This is a genomic window from Priestia sp. YIM B13551 (genome assembly GCF_042787905.1).
Taxonomy (GTDB): domain Bacteria; phylum Bacillota; class Bacilli; order Bacillales; family Bacillaceae_H; genus Priestia.
Genome location: NZ_JBHZOX010000002.1, coordinates 315,206 through 334,853 on the forward strand (window position 1 = coordinate 315,206; position 19,648 = coordinate 334,853).

Annotated in this window: 21 protein-coding genes; 2 read left to right on the forward strand and 19 right to left on the reverse strand. The window is 39.3% G+C overall.

Annotated features, from left to right (window positions below; translation table 11 throughout):
- Window positions 1-14: 14 nt before the first annotated feature.
- From ACFX4N_RS10835 to ACFX4N_RS10845, 3 genes are all read right to left on the reverse strand, one after another.
- Entirely contained in the window at window positions 15-608 is a 594-nt protein-coding gene (locus tag ACFX4N_RS10835) for a hypothetical protein (protein WP_377261364.1), read from the reverse strand.
- A gap of 154 nt (window positions 609-762) precedes the next feature.
- On the reverse strand, window positions 763-1,419 hold the full coding sequence (locus ACFX4N_RS10840) for a TetR/AcrR family transcriptional regulator (protein ID WP_057274131.1): 657 nt from the start codon (window positions 1,417-1,419) through the stop codon (window positions 763-765).
- A gap of 23 nt (window positions 1,420-1,442) precedes the next feature.
- Window positions 1,443-2,720 carry a glycosyltransferase gene (locus ACFX4N_RS10845; protein WP_057273557.1) on the reverse strand — a complete coding sequence of 426 codons (1,278 nt, stop codon included), beginning with the start codon at window positions 2,718-2,720 and terminating at the stop codon, window positions 1,443-1,445.
- A gap of 314 nt (window positions 2,721-3,034) precedes the next feature.
- Between ACFX4N_RS10845 and ACFX4N_RS10850 the strand changes: the two genes are divergently transcribed.
- Window positions 3,035-3,580, forward strand: a complete 546-nt coding sequence (locus ACFX4N_RS10850) for a GNAT family N-acetyltransferase (protein WP_057273558.1) — start codon at window positions 3,035-3,037, stop codon at window positions 3,578-3,580.
- 298 nt (window positions 3,581-3,878) lie between these two features.
- On the opposite strand, the gene ACFX4N_RS10855 is transcribed toward ACFX4N_RS10850, so the two are convergent.
- The 11 genes from ACFX4N_RS10855 to ACFX4N_RS10905 form a co-directional block, all read right to left on the reverse strand.
- Window positions 3,879-4,364, reverse strand: a complete 486-nt coding sequence (locus ACFX4N_RS10855; protein WP_057273559.1) for a hypothetical protein — start codon at window positions 4,362-4,364, stop codon at window positions 3,879-3,881.
- Between the two features lie 78 nt (window positions 4,365-4,442).
- Window positions 4,443-5,111: a fructose-6-phosphate aldolase gene (fsa, locus tag ACFX4N_RS10860; RefSeq protein ID WP_014459236.1), complete on the reverse strand. Its 669-nt coding sequence runs from the start codon at window positions 5,109-5,111 to the stop codon at window positions 4,443-4,445.
- A 49-nt stretch (window positions 5,112-5,160) separates the two neighbouring features.
- The gene (gene gnd / locus ACFX4N_RS10865; protein ID WP_013057957.1) at window positions 5,161-6,054 is read right to left on the reverse strand and encodes a phosphogluconate dehydrogenase (NAD(+)-dependent, decarboxylating); all 894 of its coding nucleotides are present in this window, start codon (window positions 6,052-6,054) and stop codon (window positions 5,161-5,163) included.
- Window positions 6,055-6,092: 38 nt separating this feature from the next.
- Complete coding sequence (gene tkt / locus ACFX4N_RS10870; RefSeq protein ID WP_057273560.1) at window positions 6,093-8,087, reverse strand: transketolase; 1,995 nt, start codon at window positions 8,085-8,087, stop codon at window positions 6,093-6,095.
- Between the two features lie 28 nt (window positions 8,088-8,115).
- The gene (gene zwf, locus ACFX4N_RS10875; protein ID WP_377261368.1) at window positions 8,116-9,618 is read right to left on the reverse strand and encodes a glucose-6-phosphate dehydrogenase; all 1,503 of its coding nucleotides are present in this window, start codon (window positions 9,616-9,618) and stop codon (window positions 8,116-8,118) included.
- A gap of 440 nt (window positions 9,619-10,058) precedes the next feature.
- Window positions 10,059-10,388 carry a hypothetical protein gene (locus tag ACFX4N_RS10880; protein ID WP_377261371.1) on the reverse strand — a complete coding sequence of 110 codons (330 nt, stop codon included), beginning with the start codon at window positions 10,386-10,388 and terminating at the stop codon, window positions 10,059-10,061.
- A 284-nt stretch (window positions 10,389-10,672) separates the two neighbouring features.
- Window positions 10,673-11,527, reverse strand: a complete 855-nt coding sequence (locus ACFX4N_RS10885; RefSeq protein ID WP_013057961.1) for a GAF domain-containing protein — start codon at window positions 11,525-11,527, stop codon at window positions 10,673-10,675.
- 363 nt (window positions 11,528-11,890) lie between these two features.
- Window positions 11,891-12,457, reverse strand: a complete 567-nt coding sequence (locus ACFX4N_RS10890; protein WP_057273561.1) for a GNAT family N-acetyltransferase — start codon at window positions 12,455-12,457, stop codon at window positions 11,891-11,893.
- 232 nt (window positions 12,458-12,689) lie between these two features.
- Window positions 12,690-13,079 (reverse strand): VOC family protein, encoded by a 390-nt coding sequence (locus ACFX4N_RS10895; RefSeq protein ID WP_377261374.1) that lies wholly within the window; start codon window positions 13,077-13,079, stop codon window positions 12,690-12,692.
- Window positions 13,080-13,093: 14 nt separating this feature from the next.
- On the reverse strand, window positions 13,094-13,645 hold the full coding sequence (locus tag ACFX4N_RS10900; protein WP_192100275.1) for a shikimate kinase: 552 nt from the start codon (window positions 13,643-13,645) through the stop codon (window positions 13,094-13,096).
- Window positions 13,646-13,775: 130 nt separating this feature from the next.
- Window positions 13,776-14,108: a hypothetical protein gene (locus ACFX4N_RS10905; RefSeq protein ID WP_223268999.1), complete on the reverse strand. Its 333-nt coding sequence runs from the start codon at window positions 14,106-14,108 to the stop codon at window positions 13,776-13,778.
- A 155-nt stretch (window positions 14,109-14,263) separates the two neighbouring features.
- Between ACFX4N_RS10905 and ACFX4N_RS10910 the strand changes: the two genes are divergently transcribed.
- Entirely contained in the window at window positions 14,264-14,584 is a 321-nt protein-coding gene (locus tag ACFX4N_RS10910) for a hypothetical protein (RefSeq protein WP_192100274.1), read from the forward strand.
- Window positions 14,585-14,699: 115 nt separating this feature from the next.
- Here ACFX4N_RS10910 and ACFX4N_RS10915 read toward each other — a convergent pair whose 3' ends face one another.
- The 5 genes from ACFX4N_RS10915 to ACFX4N_RS10935 all read right to left on the reverse strand — a co-directional run bounded on the left by ACFX4N_RS10915 (window position 14,700) and on the right by ACFX4N_RS10935 (window position 19,648).
- Window positions 14,700-15,395: an ABC transporter ATP-binding protein gene (locus tag ACFX4N_RS10915; protein WP_192100273.1), complete on the reverse strand. Its 696-nt coding sequence runs from the start codon at window positions 15,393-15,395 to the stop codon at window positions 14,700-14,702.
- Window positions 15,395-16,480 (reverse strand): ABC transporter permease, encoded by a 1,086-nt coding sequence (locus ACFX4N_RS10920; RefSeq protein WP_057273565.1) that lies wholly within the window; start codon window positions 16,478-16,480, stop codon window positions 15,395-15,397. The genes ACFX4N_RS10915 and ACFX4N_RS10920 overlap by 1 nt, the downstream gene beginning before the upstream one ends.
- A 72-nt stretch (window positions 16,481-16,552) precedes the next feature.
- The gene (locus ACFX4N_RS10925; RefSeq protein ID WP_098602489.1) at window positions 16,553-17,935 is read right to left on the reverse strand and encodes a sensor histidine kinase; all 1,383 of its coding nucleotides are present in this window, start codon (window positions 17,933-17,935) and stop codon (window positions 16,553-16,555) included.
- Complete coding sequence (locus ACFX4N_RS10930; RefSeq protein WP_192100272.1) at window positions 17,932-18,606, reverse strand: response regulator transcription factor; 675 nt, start codon at window positions 18,604-18,606, stop codon at window positions 17,932-17,934. Before ACFX4N_RS10930 ends, ACFX4N_RS10925 begins: the two co-directional genes overlap by 4 nt.
- A 163-nt stretch (window positions 18,607-18,769) precedes the next feature.
- Window positions 18,770-19,648, reverse strand: a complete 879-nt coding sequence (locus ACFX4N_RS10935; protein WP_029322955.1) for a PhzF family phenazine biosynthesis protein — start codon at window positions 19,646-19,648, stop codon at window positions 18,770-18,772.

The following is a 19,648-nucleotide window of genomic DNA, read 5'->3' on the forward strand; positions in this document are numbered from 1 at the left end:
AGGCCTTTTTTATGTTATTGATCTTTGTTGTTACGGTCCATCATATCTTTTGGATCTTCTACAATATCTTCTGGATCACGGTTGTTATCTTTTTCATCATCTCGATACATCTTGTCATTTTTATCTACGCCAGGTACGTTATTGTTATTGTTCATATTGTCTAAGCCCGTGTTTACAAACGTCACGTATACTTTGTCGATTTTATTATCGGCTTCTCTTACGCGGTCTGCAATTTTTTGCTCAAAATCAGTTGAAACTTCATGGTAAGTATCGCCGTTATACGTTACGGTGTTGACCTTGTCGTTATCATTGTTGTCTGCTGCGTCATTTCCAGCTAAATCTACCGTTACATAGGCATTATTATTATCGCGAAGCACATATGCATCATCAACTTCCTTCATATCTTCTACATTTTGCGCTGCTTCAACTGACTTGGTCGGCTGATCCGTGTTATCCATTGGGATATTGTTATCAACTCCGTCGTTTGTAGAAGTGTTGCGTAAGTCATTTTGAGTATTGTCCATTGCGTTATTGTCTTTATTTCCTCCACATGCAGCTAAGCCGGAAAGAAAAAGAACTGAAGAAGCAATGATAAGTCCTTTTTTCATTTTTTCCATCTCCTTAAATATAGTTTGCAGTCGTATTATGCTTAATTTTTGCAAAACTATTCAAAGGAGACGGAGAAGTGAAAAAACCTTTTTTAAAAATATACTTAACGCTGCTAGCAATATTACAAGACACATTTTAATGTTACAGCTGTACTTATTCTCCTAATAGCTTTCGGACAGCTATTGACAGCGTATTGACATGGCGTTCTACGTTTGCCGCCTCAGCAACTTGTTTCTGTTCATCGACGTTGTAAACCGGCGCTGGATTTTGTGTAATTCCGTTGATCGTTGTAGCCATAAAAGCTAGGAGATCATCTGTTGGTACAGACGGAGAGAAATTCTTTACTTCTATTTGCTGCGTGATAAAGTCGTGAAGCTTTTTTTGAATATATTTAAGGTTAGATACTTCAACTAGCTGATCTTCAATTTTCATAAAACGCTGAGGGTCTTTTGAATACAACGCTACTAGTTCAAAGTAAATTTCTCCTCCTGCTGTCATCGATTCTTGGATATGCTCTCCAATATACATAATAAAATTATGCAGCACTTCAAAGGGATCTTTTTTTGTCTGGAGTAGGGCTTCAATTTTATCTTTTACTTTACAGCTGACGCTTTCTTGATTAAGAAGTCCGACAAATACTTCATCAAGATTTGAAAAATATTTGTACACGCCTCCTTGACTCATTCCTGATTCCAAAACAATATCTCGCATGGCTACATCATGCACCGGTTTGCTCTTGCATACTCTTTTGGCGGCTTCTAAAATCTCTTGCTTCTTTTTTTCAGCGTATCCTTCCCTTACTTTTGGCATTTTTTTCACGCTCGCTTACTTTTTTATTTATTCCCGAATGTCTCGAGTGTATCGATAATTACCTGAGCTGCTTTTTCGGCTCCTTTTTCAGCTCGGATTTGTTTTCCGATTTCTTGTGCTTTGGATTGAATTTCATTAACTTGCGTATAGGAAATAGCTGCGGATAATTTTTCAGCCGTCAATTCTTTTCTCGGAATGGCTTTTGCTCCAGCTCCTAGCTCGTGAATTTTTCTTCCCCAAGCGAATTGGTCATTTCCATAAGGAATAATAGCACTTGGAACGCCGGCTCGAAGGCCTTCCGCCGTTGTTCCTGCTCCTCCGTGATGAACAACGGCAGACATTTTAGGAAACAGCCACTCATGAGGAATATCTTTTACAAATAAAATGTCTTCTGCTATCTCTTCCGTCTGATTCATTCCGCTTCCTCCTGTATTGATGATACCTCGTTTCCCGGCAAGTTTTAAGGCTTTAATCACTAAAGCAGTCGTTTCGCCTGCATTTTTTTTATCCCCAACACTTCCAAATCCAATATAAACTGGCGGTTCTCCAGCCTTTAAAAACCTTTCCAGCTTCTCTTCCGGCTGATAGCTATGGTCACTGTCCATAAACCAATTTCCGTAGGAATGAACGTGTTCAGGCCAATCTTTAGATATGGAAAATACAGTGGGACTTGATGAAATAATGGTTGGGTTAGCTGCTGTACGCTGCTTTGGATACGGACATGAAAAATCGTTAGGTCCTTCTCCATACTGCTGCACCCAATATTTTTTTAAAGGACCACTTACTATCTTCCAAAATCCCCATTCAAAAATACGATGCGTCAGCTTATTATATATTTTTCCAAATCGGGGGCGATCATAAAATATTAAAGCTGGATAATCTTTTGTTGGTGTCATTGGAAAAGGGCTCGCTAGAATGCTTGGTATATCCATTTCTTTAGCAGCAAAATATCCAATTGCCGCGCCTGGATGATATACAATTGCATCGGCTCCTTTGCAGGCTTTATGCAAATCTTTTTGTATATTAACCATCATACCCATCATCTTTTCATTTTTTAAGCTTGAAAAAAATTTGAGAGGATTGTCTGCATTAATCGCATCGTCTGCTGCTCCGCTCTCTATAACTTTAGAAACATCACCTCGAAGCATGGCATATTCAAATCCATACGATTCTATGAAGTTTTGATAAGCTTCTGAAGCCGCAATTCGTACACGGTATCCTTTCTTTTTTAACTCTAATCCTAAAGCCATAAAAGGCTGGGTGTCTCCTCGCGTTCCTGTTGTTAACATCGTAATAAGCATCATTTCAGCCTCCTTATATTAAAACGACAACGTTGTCGTTTTAATATAAGGTAACCTCTTGAAATTGATTCGTCAATGTAAAAACGACAATTATGTCGTTTTTTATTATTATCCTTTATTTTCCTAAGGCTATTTTCCTAAGGCACTTTTTGTAAAGATTGCTGCTTTTAATTATAACAAGGGAAAATTTCCTTTTTATAGTATTGTATAAAGAAAAGCTTAGTCAGCTAACGGGCAGAAATGTTGAATAAGATAGGGTTTACTTATCCTTAAATAAAATATTTTCAAAACATCATAAAAGGAAGTGTGTAATATTGGGTAGTGAAAGTAAACTCATTATTTCTCCATTAAATAATGACTTAATAGAGGATATCAATATGACAAATGATTATTTTAAGCTATATGGCAGAGTTGTCCCCAGTTTACAATCAGGAAGGTGGTCTTATAAAGAAGTTCTTTTTGATGAAACTAGAGAAACACGTTTTCCAGATGACAAACTTGATTGGAGCCAATATATAAACCGAGAGGATAAAGCTTTGTTTTTAGCTTATATGAATAATACTTGCATAGGACAGATTAGAATAATTAAGGATTGGAATCACTTTTGTTATATTGAAAACATTGCTACTAAAAAAGATTATAGAGGCAGTGGAGTCGGAAAGTTGCTCTTAAATAAAGCAGAAGAGTGGGCAAAACAAAGAAAACTTATAGGAATGTCCTTGGAAGCACAAGATGATAATCTTGGTGCATGCAGATTTTATGTAAAACAAGGATTCATACTAGGTGGAGTTGACACACTAAAACAGTCATATAACCCTACTATTGAAACCACTTTATACTGGTATAAGTTATTCAAGTAACGGGGGCTTTAGCGGAATAAATAATACAGTCGTTTCAACATAGGAATTTTAAAGAGTTAAATAGTTGAATTTGCTCGTCTTTAGTGAAGTCCGAAAGCGTGGCATAGATGTCTTTAATCATTGAGAAACCGCCTCCTGAAAGAGTATCTTATCACCTCTTATCAGGAAATACTCTATGCGAAAAGAGCCTTTCCTAAAGATAAACCCTCTCTTTATAAAGAATGAAAAAAGATGCTTCGCGTTTTAAACGAAGCATCTTTTTCTAGTGCAGCTATGAATGCCTACCTACTTTTTTAAGTTAAACTGACCGTGAGGCAGCTAATTTCTCAATCGGGGCTTGTTCAATGTCTGCTGCTGAAATATGCAGCAACTTTTCTAAAACAGCCGTTATGCCCTCATTTGTTTTATTACTTTTCTTGCAGTCATTAATATGCTGATTTAATTGCTTTTTATAAGCCTCTGTATGAATGAGCCACTGACTTAAAAGCTCTTTTGTCGCCTTTCTTTCGTCTTCGCTTTTAGCTCCAAATAAGCTCTCCATATCAGGTTCTTGAATAATTAGCTTACTAAAATCTTCGCTTACTGCAAGCCAAAAATAGTTTTTTTCGTACTCGTAATATCTGTGTTCTTTTAATAAAAAGTAGCCAATTTCAAATTCAATGTGATAGAGCGGCATATTAACTTTCGGCGCATGAAGGCTTTTAAAGTTAATATGCTCTACGTCATCTACATAAACCTCTGAACCGTATTGGGTTTTAATAATCTTAGCGTCTACTGTATTCATGATGTTTACCTCTTTAGGGATATTATGAAAGAACGCGTGCATTCCTTCTCTAGAATGCGCACGTTCGTTATCTTTTACTTAGTTTTGAACAGCGTTTTTCCAATCAGCCGCAAATTTTTCAATTCCTTGTTCTGTTAAAGGATGTTTAACAAGCTGCTCGATTACTGAATATGGAATAGTTGCAATATGAGCTCCGGCAAGAGCTACGCGTGTAACGTGATCCGGATGTCTTACAGAAGCCGCAATGATTTGAGAGTCGATATTTTGAATGCGGAACAGCTCGGCAATTTTAGCCACAAGCTGTACGCCGTCTTCTGAAATATCATCAAGGCGACCAAGGAATGGAGATACATATGTTGCACCTGCACGAGCTGCTAAAAGCGCTTGGTTTACAGTGAAAATAAGCGTTACGTTTGTTTTTACACCTTTTTTAGCAAGGTAGCGAGTCGCTTCTAATCCAGCGATTGTCATTGGAAGCTTAATCGTAATATTTTGGTCCCCGCCGTTAATTTTAATGAGTTCTTCTGCTTGCGCAATCATGTCTTCTGCTGTTTCTGCATCCGGCGTCACTTCTGCTGAAACGGATTCTACTTCTGGAACAGTTTTTAAAATTTCTTCAATACGATCTTCAAACTTTACGCCTTCTTTTGCAACAAGAGAAGGGTTTGTTGTGACGCCAGATAAAACGCCCACTTTGTATGCTTTTTTAATATCGTCAAGGTTTGCAGTATCAATAAAAAATTTCATTTTTTCATTCCTCCATTAGTTTTTTTTACTATACCCACTATTTCACTTGTTATTTCTTTTCCACAGCATGACCGCCAAACTCGTTTCGAAGTGCGGAAACTACCTTTCCTGTAAAGGTATCATCTTCAAGCGAGCGATAGCGCATCAGTAAAGACATCGCAATAACCGGCGTAGCTGTTTGAAGGTCTAGAGCGGTTTCTACCGTCCATTTCCCTTCACCAGAAGAGTTCATAACTCCTTTGATGTCATCTAGCTTAGCATCTTTAGAGAATGCATTTTCTGTTAATTCCATTAGCCATGAACGAATAACAGATCCATTGTTCCATACTCTCGCCACTTTTTCGTAATCATAGTCGAATTGGCTTTTTTCAAGAACTTCAAATCCTTCTCCGATTGCAGCCATCATGCCGTATTCAATGCCGTTATGAACCATTTTTAAAAAGTGGCCGCTCCCTGCTTCTCCAGCATATAAATATCCGTTTTCTACTGCTGTATCGCGGAAGATAGGTTCAACAATTTCCCACGCTTCACGATCTCCGCCAATCATATAACAAGCTCCGTTACGAGCGCCTTCCATTCCGCCAGATGTTCCAACGTCCATAAAGCGGATTTTATTTTCTTTTAACTCGTTATAGCGTCGAATAGACTCTTTGTAATGAGAGTTTCCGGCTTCAATTACGATATCTCCTTCAGCTAAAAGAGGCTTCACTTCACTAATAACAGAATCAACAACCGTATGAGGAACCATCAGCCATACAACTCTTGGTGTTTCTAGTGACTGAACAAGCTCCTGTAAGCTTGATACTCCTGAAGCACCGTACCCTTTCATTTGTTCCACTGCGTTTGAATTTACGTCAAATGCTACAACGTCATGACGCTGATCCAATAAGTTTTGTCCTAAGTTAATCCCCATTTTCCCTAAACCAACTAATCCTACTTTCATGTGAACAGCTCCTTCTATTTATCTTTTCATCTTCTTATTTAAGCCTTTAGCAATTCTTTTGCTTGTGCCACTACGTTTTCTTCTGTAAATCCAAACAGCTTCATCACATCAGCTCCCGTTCCTGAAGCACCAAATGTGTCAATGGCTAACACTTTTCCTTTTGGTCCTACAAAACGTTCCCAGCCAAGTGAAATTCCCATTTCTAGAGAGATTCGTTTTGAAATAGATTCAGGCAAGACGCGCTCTTGATACTCTTTTGACTGCTTGTTAAACAGCTCCCAGCTAGGCATTGCCACAACCCGTACGGATGTACCTTCACGTTCTAGCTGAGCTTTAGCACTGACCGCTAGTGCTACTTCAGAACCTGTAGCGATGAAAATCATCTCCGGTTTATCGTTTGTTTCGGTTAGTACGTAAGCTCCTTTAGCTAGGTCGTTGATATTTCGTTTTGTTTCTTCAAATACAGGCAAGTTTTGACGGCTAAGCACTAAGGCTACAGGACCTTCCACTTGCTGAAGCGCATAAGCCCAAGCGCTTGCTGTTTCGTTTGCATCAGACGGACGGATTACGGTAAGCCCTGGAATTGCACGAAGAGAAGCTAAATGTTCAACGGGCTCATGAGTTGGTCCATCTTCTCCTACTGCTATGGAATCATGAGTAAACACATATGTGACCGGCAGCTTTTGCAGTGCAGCTAAACGAATCGCTGGACGCAAGTAATCATTAAAAACAAAAAATGTGCTGACAAACGGCTTCACACCTCCGTGAAGGGCCATTCCATTACCGGCCGCTCCCATTGCATGTTCGCGTACTCCAAAATAAATATTTCGGTTACCGAAATATCCAGGTGCGTAAGGGCCTTCTTCTTTAATGTCCGTCATCGTGGAATGCGATAAATCAGCGCTGCCTCCAAAAATAGATGGCACAGATTTAGTGAAATAATTAATAGCTTCTCCGCTTGCAACACGAGTCGAAATCGCTTTTTCTGATGAGAATGTTAAAATATCATTCACTTCAATTAACGCTTCGCCCGTGATGGCACGTTCTAATTCATCAGCGAGCATGGGGTGTTCTTTTTGGTAAGAAGCAAACAGCTCGTTCCACTCTGCTTCTGCTTTCATCCCTTTTTCTTCTAGCATTTCAAAATGGGCTTTTACTTCTTCTGGAACATAGAAGTTTTCTTCCGTTTCCCAGCCATAGGCTTGTTTTGTTGCTTTTGCTTCTTCTTCTCCAAGCGGATTGCCGTGTGCTTTATTTGTTCCCGCTACTTTTGGACTTCCGTATCCAATAATTGTTCTCACTTCGATGAGCGTTGGCTGTTCTTTGTTCTGCTTCGCTTTTTCGATTGCTTTTGCGACTTCATCTACGTCATTTCCATCTTCTACACGTAAATACTGCCAGTTTGCAGATTCCGCTCTTTTTTGGATATTTTCACTAAACGAAAGATTTAATTCCCCGTCTAACGAAATATCGTTGGAGTCATATAAAGCGATAAGTTTGCCAAGCTTCATATGGCCAGCCATGGACATCGCTTCATAAGAGATGCCTTCCATCAAGTCACCATCGCCTACTAACGTATACGTATAGTGATCAATGACAGGGAATTTTGACTGGTTAAATTTTGCCGCTAAATGGGCTTCTGCCATTGCCATTCCCACTGCATTTGCAATTCCTTGACCTAAAGGACCTGTTGTGGCTTCTACGCCGTCCGTATGGCCAAATTCAGGATGTCCCGGTGTTTTACTGTTTAGCTTGCGAAAGCTTTTTAAATCTTCTATTGATACATTGTATCCGCTTAGATGAAGCATGCTATACAGCAAGCTTGAACCGTGCCCGGCTGACAAGATAAAACGATCTCGGTTAAACCAGCTTGAATTTGCCGGATTATGCTGTAAGTGATTCGCCCATAGCGCATAGGTCATCGGAGCCGCTCCCATCGGAAGCCCGGGGTGGCCTGAATTGGCTGCGTTCACCGCATCGATTGACAGGGTGCGAATCGTATTAACTGCAAGTGTGTCTATGTTGGTACTCATGTGTCATCCTTCTTTCGCTTTGTTTGTATTAAACTGGCTGCACTTCGCGTGATTGGCTCGCTGCTTCTTCATCCAGCCACCATTTAAAACCGTCTTTTTCTAAAAGTGCATTTGATGCATCAGGGCCGTGTGAACCAGCTGCATATTTATAAAGCGGCACTGTATTTTCCTCAAATGCTTCAAGAAGCGGCTGAACCCATTCCCAAGCTAGCTCTACTTCTTTCCAATGAGAAAAAAATGTAGAATCTCCCGCACATGCATCTGCAATAAGACGCTCATATGCTTCCGGTGCTCCTTCTTGCTGACCTGAAAAATTAATTTGTACAGGCTCAATATGACCATGATTAAATGGGTTTTTACTGTTCAACTGCAGCGTAATATTTTCATGCGGGTTAATTTCAATCATTAACAGATTTGGAGATGTTGTTTCTCCTTTGTCTAAGTACAACTCTTTTAACGAGTCTTTGAATTCAATAACAATTCGCGTCGCTTTTTCAGCCATTCTTTTCCCTGTACGAATGTAGAAAGGAACGCCTTTCCAAAGCGAATTATCGATATATAGTCTGGCTGCTAAAAACGTGTCCGTCTGCGAAGATGGTGATACGCCGGGCTCATTTACGTAGCTCTCCACTGAAGACCCGTTTATTTTTCCGGCCTCATATTGACCGCGAACAACGTCTAGATCCATATCTTCTTTTACAAGCGGACGAAGTGCTTTTAACACATTTATTTTTTCGTTTCGAATATCATCAGCGCTAATGCGAGCCGGTAAGTGCATGGCCGTCATCATCAGCATTTGCAGCATATGATTTTGAACCATATCTCGAATGGCTCCTGAATGGTCATAATAGCTTGCTCTTTCCTCTACGCCGACCGTTTCACTTGCTGTAATTTGTATATTCGCAATATGTTCGTTATTCCATAATGATTGAAGAATAGGATTAGCGAATTCCAGCGCTTCTAAATTTTGCACCATCGACTTGCCAAGATAGTGGTCAATGCGGTAAATCTCTTCTTCTTTAAACGCTTTGCTTAAGTTTTCGTTTAATTGACGAGCTGACTGTAGATCATGGCCAAACGGTTTTTCAATAATTAACCGTTTCCAACCTTTTGTAGCACCTAAGCCACTGTCTTTAATATGCTCGGCAATCGTACCAAAAAATTCTGGTGCAACGGAGAGATAAAACATTCGGTTGCTTGGAATGTTCAGTTCTGCTTCGCGTGCTTCTACTAGATTTAACAAATTTTTATAATCTTCAGTATTCGTTGCATCCAATTGGCTGTAGCGAAAAGCTGAAAGAAAATGCTGCATAAGAGATGAATCTTTTTCGACGCGACGTGAAAAAGTATGAATAGACTCTTCTACTTTTTCCTGAAAGTCAGCGTCTGACATCTCCCTTCTGCCTAGTCCCACAACAGAAATTGATTTAGGGATTTTCCCGTCTACAAATAAATTATAGAGTGCAGGATAAATTTTACGTTTCGCTAAATCACCTGTTGAACCGAATAAAACAAAAGTCATCGCTTCCATATCTCTTCCTCCTGTTAGGAAAAATATAATCTTAAAAAGTAACTTTTTTTTCACTCGTTACTTTATGTAACCTATCTTATTCCTGAAATATTTTTTCGTCAAGATATAAAACTCGTAAAAAATCATTTCATTTTTTCTTTTTTTCTTTAAACCTTATAGCAGCTTATCTCGGTTAGCTTATGGAAAAATAATGAAAATACTTTTTAGTTGAATTTAGAAAATAAAACTGCTTTAATGGATTTGATAGAATTGTATGAAAGTAAAAGCATACATAATGTTTGCATATATGCCAGGGAAAAATATCAAAAGGTGGAAGTGATATGAAAGCTCAACTAATGAAGATGTTTGAAGACCTATCTGTTTTTTACATAGAAAAATTGTAAAACACTTTAAAGGAGAAAGGAAGTTTGAGCTCTTTCTTTTGAGCTGCACGCACACCTTTAATGCGTGGCTACAGCAAGAAGCGTAAGCATCATATAGAGGCTAAAAACAGCAAATAAAACAAGAACGGTATAGACTAGTCTTCTATCTGTTTTTCCCAAAAAGTAGACATTTACTAAACTAAAATACACGCCTGCTGCGCATAAAACGAACGCAAGAAACTCTTTACACTCGTTCAATGTCATTTGAAAACCTTGATTATAATAAATTTGAAGGTCTCTGCTGACAGAAAATGGTACGGTCCACCACCTTATCAAAACCCCCATAAACATAAGGATTCCAACTACGTTTAACGTCAGCTGGAGCGTTCTCTCCTTTTTCGTATTCACGTTTATTTCTGTAGATTCTTTGAAGTTTGCTCGTATGTATTTTCCCCCCTTGCATACAACAAAAAAGATCGTTAGCCATACGCAGGCCTCTCTCACGGCTATCAAAAGATGCGTAATGATCATCACGCAAGGCTTCAATGAAGTTATATTCTTTATCTATATTCACTTTATGCTGCATTTGATGCTTTCACAGCTTCTGAGCATACCAGCTTGTCTTTTTCGTTTCGTATTGAATTATATACGTACACAAAAATAAGCCCTGGCTGATAGAGCCAAGGCTTGCTTCACGTTTTGATTAAGTTATACCCTACACATTGAAGAGCTTGTTGAATATTTTTCACGACTTTTAACTGTAAGTTTCTCAAATCATGATTTTTAATTTGCTCTTTCGCAAATGTTGGCGTTACACCTGTTATAACTGCTTGTGCACCCATGAGCTGAAGTGCTGTAATCATTTTAAAGAAGAAATTCGGAAACTCTTTTTCTCTCAAAAGCAGCTTCGATAAATCAATGATAAAGTAATCTATTTCATTATGAGCTGCATCGTGAAGCACATCTGTCATAATCTGATCCGCCCGCTCTTTATCAATAATACCTTGAAGAGAAAGAATCGAAACACCTTCTGTAATTGGAATAATTGGGACGCTTAAAAATCCCATCTGATACCGTGTTTCATCCAGATCGATCATGTGGGATAAGATACCTGCCATTGATTGTAAAAAATCAATGTCTTCTCCTGAAAATTCTTTTTCTTCCTTGTCCATTACACAGAGTGTTCCAAATACATTTCCTTTTAAATCTTTTAATGTGACACCTAAAAAACCTTTTACCTGCAATTGATCCGTTACTTCTAGCTGTCTTGTAACGGCATCCTTCATCAGATTTGCCGTATGCATAACGTCTCCGTCATTCATAATAATTAAGCGGCAGTATGTACCTCCGTATTCAACGCTGTATCCTTCAGGAATAATCTCTTCCTTCTCGTTATATGAGCTGAGGACCGTCATCGCTGTTTCTCCTCTTCTAGTTACGTACGTTGTACTGACATTCAGCTGTTTGGTAATAACCTCAAATAATTTTTGCGAAACAGACCGCAGTGAATAAAAATGAGGAACTTTATTTTCTCCATCAACGTTCATTTAGTTACCTCCATCGCAACTATCATTCTCTCTGCCATAAGTGCATTCTTTCATAAAGATACGCACAGCTTGGCTATAACTTTTTTGTAGTATGAGAGAGGACGGCTATATTGCCTCTTTTCTATCTTATACATGCTAGATTTGACATATGACATGATTTCACATAAGAAAAACTTCTTCCGTTCATGAAGGAAGAAGTTTTAAATTATATAAAAATCTCACACGTCCCTATTTTCCCTCTATTCCCCGTATTAGGATATATCAAACTAAACTGCCTAATTCAATTATGGATCAAAAAGCAAACACTTATAGAAAAACAGCGAGATTGGCATTCTATGCAAGGAAAGCATAGAACACAGGGTATTAGAGCTTCTGCTTCATCCGGTTGTTCCATTCTCTTCGCAGAATTCCCATTTTGACACTATCAAAATATTCCCCGTTTACGATACGAGCTTCTCTGATTCTTGCTTCTTCTTTCATACCTATTTTTGCCGCTGTTTTGATCATTCTGATATTGCCTGACCACGTAGACATGCCGAGTCTATGCAAAGGTGTAAACTCAAATAAAAAGTTGATCCACATTCCATAAGCTTCTGTCCCATATCCTCCGCTCCAATAGTCTGAGTCGTAAATGACAATTCCAGTTTCCAGCCAGTCTGTATATTTGTCCACCCAGTAACAGCTCACTGTTCCCACAGCTTTTTCATCAATGATGACCGCAAGGAGTTGAGGAACGTCTGGAAAAAGCTCATGCTCTTTGTCAAATGAATTCATATATTTTTCTTTCGTAAGCCTTTCTTCTAGTATGTAAGGAGCATTCCATTTTTTCGCTTCTTGTTTTTTCTCTTCGTATTTCCAGTAATAGAGCGTATTAACATCTTCTTGTGTCGCTTCTCTTAGTAACACTTTTTCTCCTATTAATTTTATCATGAGAGGCATTACTCCTTGATTTATGAAATGGCTTATTAAATTTTAGAAACTTAAAGCGACCCTTAATACACGTTTATACAATCATAGCGTTTAATAATGAAGAAAAGGAGTAAATCTATAAAGAATAGTATTGCTACTGCCAATCAGCAGATGAAAATGAAAAGTAACTTATCCTGCTTTGCCCGTAAAACACCGAGACAATATTATGCTCCCGGTGTTTTTTATTTTTGCTCTATTTATTATTCCCGTTTTCCATAACTGCAAAATAATTATCTTCACTGTCTGAAAAGTTAAAGACTTTTCCCGAAGGCATAGATACGATTTCTCCCACCGTTACGCCTTTAGCTGTTAAATCTCTGTATAATTCATCCACATTCTCTGTAAAAAACATCAGTGAAGGAGTCCCAACGTTTAATTCTGGCTGCATTTTTGCTATTAGCTGTTTATTATGAAGGATAATGGTTGTTTCGGCACTCTCTACCGGTGCCAGCTCAATCCACCTCATACCTTGTTCATTATTTTGTTCAGACATAACATGAAATCCCATCTTTTCTGTCCAAAACTTTACCGCTTGATCTTGATCGTTTACATATATCATAATTTGACCGACTTTTTTAATCATTGCTTTCACTCCTTTTATATGGATAAAATAATTTCTTCCGCTACGGTATCTGCGGACTTTTCCTTTGTGTAGATCGTTTGCTTTGCCAACTTTTGATTGGATGGGTGCGTTACAAAATGTTTGTTAAGTTCAAAAACATCGTTGTTATCCGTTATTTGAAGCAATCTTTGATGCAATATTTGTATGGACTCTTCTTTGTCAGTACTCGGAAGCAGTAAAAACAGAGACTGGTAAGGTTTTAAGGTCTTTTCCACTTGTTGAAACAGCTTTATGTCTTCATAAACCGAGTGGCCGGCGCCAAAATCAATTACCGCGTGCTTGTAATCTTCTAGTATTCTTTTAACGGCATAAGCTTCAAACGGCTTCCAATAGGCGTACATGCCTTGAAATCCTTGTTTCTCTCGAATATGTTGCTGTGTTTTTTTGCTGAATCCTATCTCGTGATAGTAGGGAAATCGCACTTCATCCATTGAGCACTGAGGAATCTTTAGTTTTTTTGCTACTTTTTCACCCACCGTCGTTTTTCCCGCGCATATAGGTCCAATGAGAATAATAGGGGTTTGCATAGGCTCTCTCCTTATTTCACTTCCAATACAAACGCGTACGACGCATCTCCATTAGATACATTTTTTTGGCTTTCATCCATCCACCATACTGAATATGAGTAGTAGTAAGTGCCCGCTTTAGAAGGTGCTTTCATCTTATTTTTTTCAGAGATACATCCACTTCATTTTTGTTTTGTATTTGTACCATATGCCGCTCGTTAGGCTGCCTTTCATGTTTTATAACAAGTGATAGCGATTCATTTGCTTTTACTTCAATAGGCTTTTCTGTTTTTAATAATTCTGAAGGTCCTGCTGTATCCACACACGTGCTTTTCCAGCAGTATGTGCCGACTTTTGTTTCGTAAAGATGGTTGTTTGCTTCGAGATACGCTTTTGGCGGGGATTCTTCAAGAAATCCACTGCTTGAACATCCTGTAAAGCTTGCCATGAGAAGTCCAAACGCGGCTGTTTTCCATGTTCTCATCATTTCATCACCTTTTTATTATTTCTTCATGGCTCTTTCATTTCCTGTTTCTTATTTTATTCCTTCCTAAATAGCGTTGTTTTATTTTCGCTACACGCTTTTTACAGAAGTGGAATATGAATAACTAACCCATCTACTAACAAAGGAGTGAACGTATGGAGGCGCCAAATCGAGATGACAAATATACCCATAATGAAGAAAGTAAAGTAAGTTTTGAAGGGCTAATTGCTGCAGGAAATTCTTTAAAAACAATCGGTCAAATTATGGAGCTGATTGGAGCTGCAAATCTCTTTTCTCTTAATAAACGACCAACTCCTGGAGACAAACAAGTCGTATCGGGAATTGTGCTTCAAACGATTGGTCAAATTATTCATACGACCGGAATTTTTCAGCAGCTAGGAGAGCCAAGTGATGAAGTGATGCTTCAGGGACAGAAAAATGAAATTGCTGGAACGTCATTAAAAACGGCAGGCTAAGGTTTGGAAACGGCAGGAGAGATTAACTTATTTAACGAAGAACAAGAAAGTACGCCTCCATCGCTTAATTTTATACCATAAAAAAAGTGCTGCTCTTGACAAGAGCAGCACTTTTTTAGACTTGCACGCTATTTGATTCTACTAATTTCCCATCTTCCATCCACACAACGCGATCGCATAAATCCAGCATTCTTTGGTCATGGGTAACCATTACAGCTGACTTGCCCCTTAGCTTCACTTCATCTGCGAGCATTTGCACGACTGCTCTTCCTCGCTCTGAATCCAAGCTTGCTGTAGGCTCGTCTGCAAAGATAATTTCAGGGTTATTCATCCACGCTCTTGCAATCGCTACCCGCTGACGCTCTCCGCCGGATAGACTTTCAGGGTAGTGATGTTTTCGATGAGCAATCCCTAGTTTTTCAAGCAAATCATCCCCTCTTTTTTTCGCTTCTTTATTTCGATTTCCTTCTAGTTCCGTTACAAGAAGAAGCTGATCGCGAACCGTTAAATACGGAATTAAATTAGCTGATTGAAAGATAAAGCCGATTTTCTTCAAGCGGACGCTGTTCATTTGCCCGGGAGACATTTTATTAATCTCGTCTCCATCAATAATTACACGTCCGCTAGACGGTGAAAGCAGCGCCCCTGCAATAGATAAAAAGGTACTTTTCCCAGAACCTGAAGGACCGACAATCGCCACAAGCTCTCCGGCTTTTACACGCAGCGATAGGTCATTTAACACGACTACAGCGTTTTCTCCTTCTCCAAACGACTTGCTAACATTCTCTAAAACTAATTTTTCTTCACTCATTAAACAGCCCTCCCAATCGCTTCAACCGCATCTACTTTTGCTACGCGATACAGCGACAATAATGAACTCAGTACAGAAACAGCTACAAACAGCGCTGAACAGCCTGCGATTAGCGATAAATCCAAGTAAAATGGCATCGAATCGGGCAAAATGGCAGCTACTCCGTATGTCAGTCCAATACTAATAGCGAGACTACATAAAGTTAACACAACCACTTGAGATAAAATCGTCCGCGCTAAATAACTTGTTTTTGCTCCTATCGCTTTTAACACCCCAAACTGATTCATTTTTTGAAGCGTCATCACGTAGAAAAAAACGGCTAATACAAAAGCTCCAATGATAAACAGAAACGCGATCATCATTAAAAGCGAGCCTTGTTCTTCTTGATAGCCAGGAATACCCTTTAACGCTTCATCTTTACTAATCACGTCAATGTTAGACCCCTTTTTTTGAAGAGCATGCGCTTTTTTATCGTTCATGTTTAACACCACTGCATTAAAGGCACCTGTGCTTTCAATTGTCTTCCACTCTGTAAGATTAATATGAATAACAGGCGCGTGACTAAACGACTGATTTTTTGTAAAACCAACAATTGTAAAGCTTTTTCCTGAAGCCGTATCTTTTATCGTATCACCTAGCTTTACTCCTTCTTCTTTTAGCGAAGAGTCCGCCACGGCTTCATGTTTCGCATCGTCCGTAATCATCTTCCCTTCTATTACGTTCGGAGCTAAAAAGCCGCTTGTGCTTATGGCAAAAAACGAGGCGTCTATTTTTTTCTGTTTTCCTTCATTTATAACGGCTGTCATCATCACACCAAGCGGCTCAGCATTTTTCTTGCCGCTTAGTTGTTGAATATCTTCTGTTTTGTTTGCGGATAAAACAGAGCGCGTCAGGCGCTGATCCGCTTCTTTTTGAAGCACAACGTAATTTCCTTTCATTTCTTGAACAGCTGAAGCATTGTCAGAGGAAAGCCCCTTTGCTAAGCCTGATACAAAAAGCACAAGCCATACAATTAACACCATAATCACGCCAATGAGTAAGTAGCGCAGCTTCGCATGTTTCAATTCACGTAAAGCCAAAAACATCTTTCTTTCATCTCCTTTTTTAATTCTATTTAAAGTATAAAAATAAAAAATGAATGGAAGATGAACGGCTCATTACATTTTCGGAAGATAAACGTGAAAGGTGCTGCCTTTTCCTTTTTCACTTTCAACGTGAATGGAACCTCCGTGCATTTCGACAATTTGCTTCACAATCGCTAAACCAAGACCGCTGCTTCCTTCCGTCCGGCTTCTTGCTTTATCTTCTTTATAAAAACGATTAAAAATATGCGGGAGGCTTTCTTTTGACATACCGATTCCCGTATCTTGAAATTCAACGTGGCAATGCGTGTCTTCCATCTGCACGCGAAGAGACAGCGTTCCTCCTTCTTCCGTAAACTTTACGCTGTTTGTAATCAAGTTTGTCCACACTTGATGAAGCAGTTTTTGATCGCCTGAAATCATCGTTGAAGGAAGATCCATTTCAATAGCTAACTCTTTTTCACGCCAGCTCCACTCTGTCATAAACAGCACTTGCTTGATTTGAGCTGCAACATCAAACGGGATTTTGTCGATATTCTGACTTTCTTTATCAAGTGAAGCAAGCGTAAGCAGTTGTTTGCTGAGCGACGACATGCGCCGGCTTTCTTCTTCAATAATAGACAGATACTCATTTCTTTGTTCATCAGAAAGATGTGCAGAACGGAGCGTTTTCGAAAACCCTTGAATGGACGCCAGCGGAGACTGAATTTCATGCGACACGTTGGATACAAATTCTTGGCGCATCTCTTCAAGCTGCTCTAAACTTTTAGCCATCTCAGAAAAGTGTGAAGCAAGCGCGCCGATTTCGTCTCGGCGCTTTACGTACAGCTCGACGTTGTATTTTCCTTTTGCCACTTGTTTTGTCGCTTCCGTTAGCTTGACAATTGGTTTTACTAAATAACGCGTACTAATAAGTACAAATAAAATACTTAATATAATCATCACCAGTAAAATAACCGAGAAAAAAATACGCATTTCCCCGAACTGCAGCTGAATATCAGGGCGGATAAACAGCGCTTGCTGCTTATTACTTTCTCCTTTTAACGGCACGCCGATGGTATTGGCTAACACATTATCAAAAAATCCCGTCACAAACACCTGTGAAGGAAAGTTTGCAATTCCGTGATACATTTTTCCGTCCAGTACTTGTTTGACAGCACTCTTTTCTAAGCGCTGATTTCTAAATTCCCGTCCGTAAAACGTCTCATGTCCGCTGCTGTCCACCACATATATTTGATAGCCTAATTTACTAATATGCTGTAAATAAGCTTGTTGATCCACGCCCCTATTGCTTTCGTAAAAGCTCGCAATGTCTTTTGCCATACGCGTAAGCTTTTGATCGTTATAAGGTTTTAAGCTGTACTGATAATAAACGTTTGCTAAAATAAACGCTAGGAGACTGCTAAATACCATTACAGCGATGGTCGTCAGGACAATCCGCAAATAGAGCGTCTTCATTTTGCCTTCACCTCAAGCTTATAGCCGACTCCTCGAACCGTCGTAATGAAAAAATCATCGGTATGTTCAAACCTTTCGCGCAGCCTTTTTACGTGTACATCGATTGTGCGGTTATCTCCGTTAAAATCCGCTCCCCATATCAGATGAATTAATACTTCTCTTGTGAAAATTCTTCCTGGATAGCTCGCAAGCTGAGCTAATAATTCAAATTCTTTCATTGGAAGAATTAACAGTCGCCCGCTGCAGTGCACTTCATAGCTTTTTCGGTCGATAGAGGTGTTGTTCAGCACGATCATTTTTTCATTTACCACTTCGTACCGGCGAAGCAGGGCTTTGATTCGGAAAATCAATTCTTTTGGTTCAAACGGTTTTGTCACATAGTCATCTGTTCCTGCTAAAAAGCCTTTTTCTTTGTCTTCCAGCTGATCTTTTGCCGTTAATAAAATAATGGGAAAATCATAATAGCTGCGTATTTCTTCGCAAACTTCATACCCGTCTTTATGAGGCATCATAATATCGACAACCGCTAAATGAATGTGCTGCTTAGCAAGCAGACCCGAAGCTTCCTCACCGTCTTCTGCTTCATGCACCACATAGCCTTCAAGCTGCAAATAGTGACGAACTAATTGCCGCATATGCTCATCGTCATCCGCCAGTAAAATGTGAATCATTTCTTCTGCCACTCCTTTTATCAACCATTTAAAATGGCGGCCTTTTGGCCGCCATTATTTATTCTTTCAGTATCTATCTGTTTACTAGTGTAACCAAACGCCGTGGTCCTATTGCGTTTTTATTAGGATAAGAACTTATTGTGAACAGCAGATGAACAGCTTGTTACAAAATCCATTCACCGCGCGCAATCATCTCTACTTTTCCGCCTACTTGAATGTGAAATTTCTCTCCGTCATAACTAGCTTTTACATACAGCAGTGAAGGTCTTCCTATTTCGTATCCTTGTTCTATACGTATATCAATAGCTGGTTGATTAAAATAGCCGCATTTAACTAAATATGCTGCTAAACAGCCGTTGGCGCTGCCGGTTGCCGCATCTTCTGGAACACCATAGTAGTCGGCAAAATCTCGTACGTTTAAGTGATGATCTTGGTGATAGGTTTCCGGTGAAAATACCATAATTGCTTTTGCTTCCGTGTCTTCTATCAGTTTGAAATATTTTTCTTTGTCTACGTTTATCTCTTTAGCTGCTTCTAATGATGTTAACGGGACAAGGATAACCGGCAGACCGGTGGATACTTCTTGAACAGGAAAACGCGTGTCGATATAAGCTTTATCAAGGTTTAACACGTCCGCCACTCGCTTTTTATCAAGCACTTTCCCAAACGTCGGCTGACCTTGTGTCATCCACAGCACATCTTTTGGTTCATCGTATGTAACGGGCGTAGGACCTGCTTTATAATGAAGAATAAGCTCCTCTGTATCTTTTTCTTCTAGTTCTTCTCGGATAACATAAGCGGTTCCGAGCGTCGGATGTCCTGCAAATGGCACTTCTTCATTAGGCGTAAAAATTCGCACGTTATATTCCCCTTTTGCAGAAGAAGACGTAATAAACGTCGTTTCAGAGAAATTAATTTCTTTAGCTATTTGCTGCATCTCTTTGTCTGAAAGGTTTCCTGCGTCTTTAAAAACTGCGAGCTGATTTCCCGTATATTTTCTCTGTGCAAATACATCAACAATGGAATACTGAATACTTTTCAT

What these genes read in the sequence shown, in the direction of transcription:
- ACFX4N_RS10915 (WP_192100273.1), bottom strand. Translation starts at nt 15,395, where the DNA reads ATGAGTGAAGAAAAATTAGTTTTAGAGAATGTTAGCAAGTCGTTTGGA.
- ACFX4N_RS10935 (WP_029322955.1), bottom strand. Translation starts at nt 19,648, where the DNA reads ATGAAAAGTATTCAGTATTCCATTGTTGATGTATTTGCACAGAGAAAA.
- ACFX4N_RS10905 (WP_223268999.1), bottom strand. Translation starts at nt 14,108, where the DNA reads ATGAGAACATGGAAAACAGCCGCGTTTGGACTTCTCATGGCAAGCTTT.
- ACFX4N_RS10835 (WP_377261364.1), bottom strand. Translation starts at nt 608, where the DNA reads ATGAAAAAAGGACTTATCATTGCTTCTTCAGTTCTTTTTCTTTCCGGC.
- ACFX4N_RS10900 (WP_192100275.1), bottom strand. Translation starts at nt 13,645, where the DNA reads ATGCAAACCCCTATTATTCTCATTGGACCTATATGCGCGGGAAAAACG.
- ACFX4N_RS10910 (WP_192100274.1), top strand. Translation starts at nt 14,264, where the DNA reads ATGGAGGCGCCAAATCGAGATGACAAATATACCCATAATGAAGAAAGT.
- ACFX4N_RS10920 (WP_057273565.1), bottom strand. Translation starts at nt 16,480, where the DNA reads ATGTTTTTGGCTTTACGTGAATTGAAACATGCGAAGCTGCGCTACTTA.
- ACFX4N_RS10840 (WP_057274131.1), bottom strand. Translation starts at nt 1,419, where the DNA reads ATGCCAAAAGTAAGGGAAGGATACGCTGAAAAAAAGAAGCAAGAGATT.
- tkt (WP_057273560.1), bottom strand. Translation starts at nt 8,087, where the DNA reads ATGAGTACCAACATAGACACACTTGCAGTTAATACGATTCGCACCCTG.
- zwf (WP_377261368.1), bottom strand. Translation starts at nt 9,618, where the DNA reads ATGGAAGCGATGACTTTTGTTTTATTCGGTTCAACAGGTGATTTAGCG.
- gnd (WP_013057957.1), bottom strand. Translation starts at nt 6,054, where the DNA reads ATGAAAGTAGGATTAGTTGGTTTAGGGAAAATGGGGATTAACTTAGGA.
- ACFX4N_RS10845 (WP_057273557.1), bottom strand. Translation starts at nt 2,720, where the DNA reads ATGCTTATTACGATGTTAACAACAGGAACGCGAGGAGACACCCAGCCT.
- ACFX4N_RS10930 (WP_192100272.1), bottom strand. Translation starts at nt 18,606, where the DNA reads ATGATTCACATTTTACTGGCGGATGACGATGAGCATATGCGGCAATTA.
- ACFX4N_RS10890 (WP_057273561.1), bottom strand. Translation starts at nt 12,457, where the DNA reads ATGATAAAATTAATAGGAGAAAAAGTGTTACTAAGAGAAGCGACACAA.
- ACFX4N_RS10885 (WP_013057961.1), bottom strand. Translation starts at nt 11,527, where the DNA reads ATGAACGTTGATGGAGAAAATAAAGTTCCTCATTTTTATTCACTGCGG.
- ACFX4N_RS10855 (WP_057273559.1), bottom strand. Translation starts at nt 4,364, where the DNA reads ATGAATACAGTAGACGCTAAGATTATTAAAACCCAATACGGTTCAGAG.
- ACFX4N_RS10895 (WP_377261374.1), bottom strand. Translation starts at nt 13,079, where the DNA reads ATGATTAAAAAAGTCGGTCAAATTATGATATATGTAAACGATCAAGAT.
- fsa (WP_014459236.1), bottom strand. Translation starts at nt 5,111, where the DNA reads ATGAAATTTTTTATTGATACTGCAAACCTTGACGATATTAAAAAAGCA.
- ACFX4N_RS10925 (WP_098602489.1), bottom strand. Translation starts at nt 17,935, where the DNA reads ATGAAGACGCTCTATTTGCGGATTGTCCTGACGACCATCGCTGTAATG.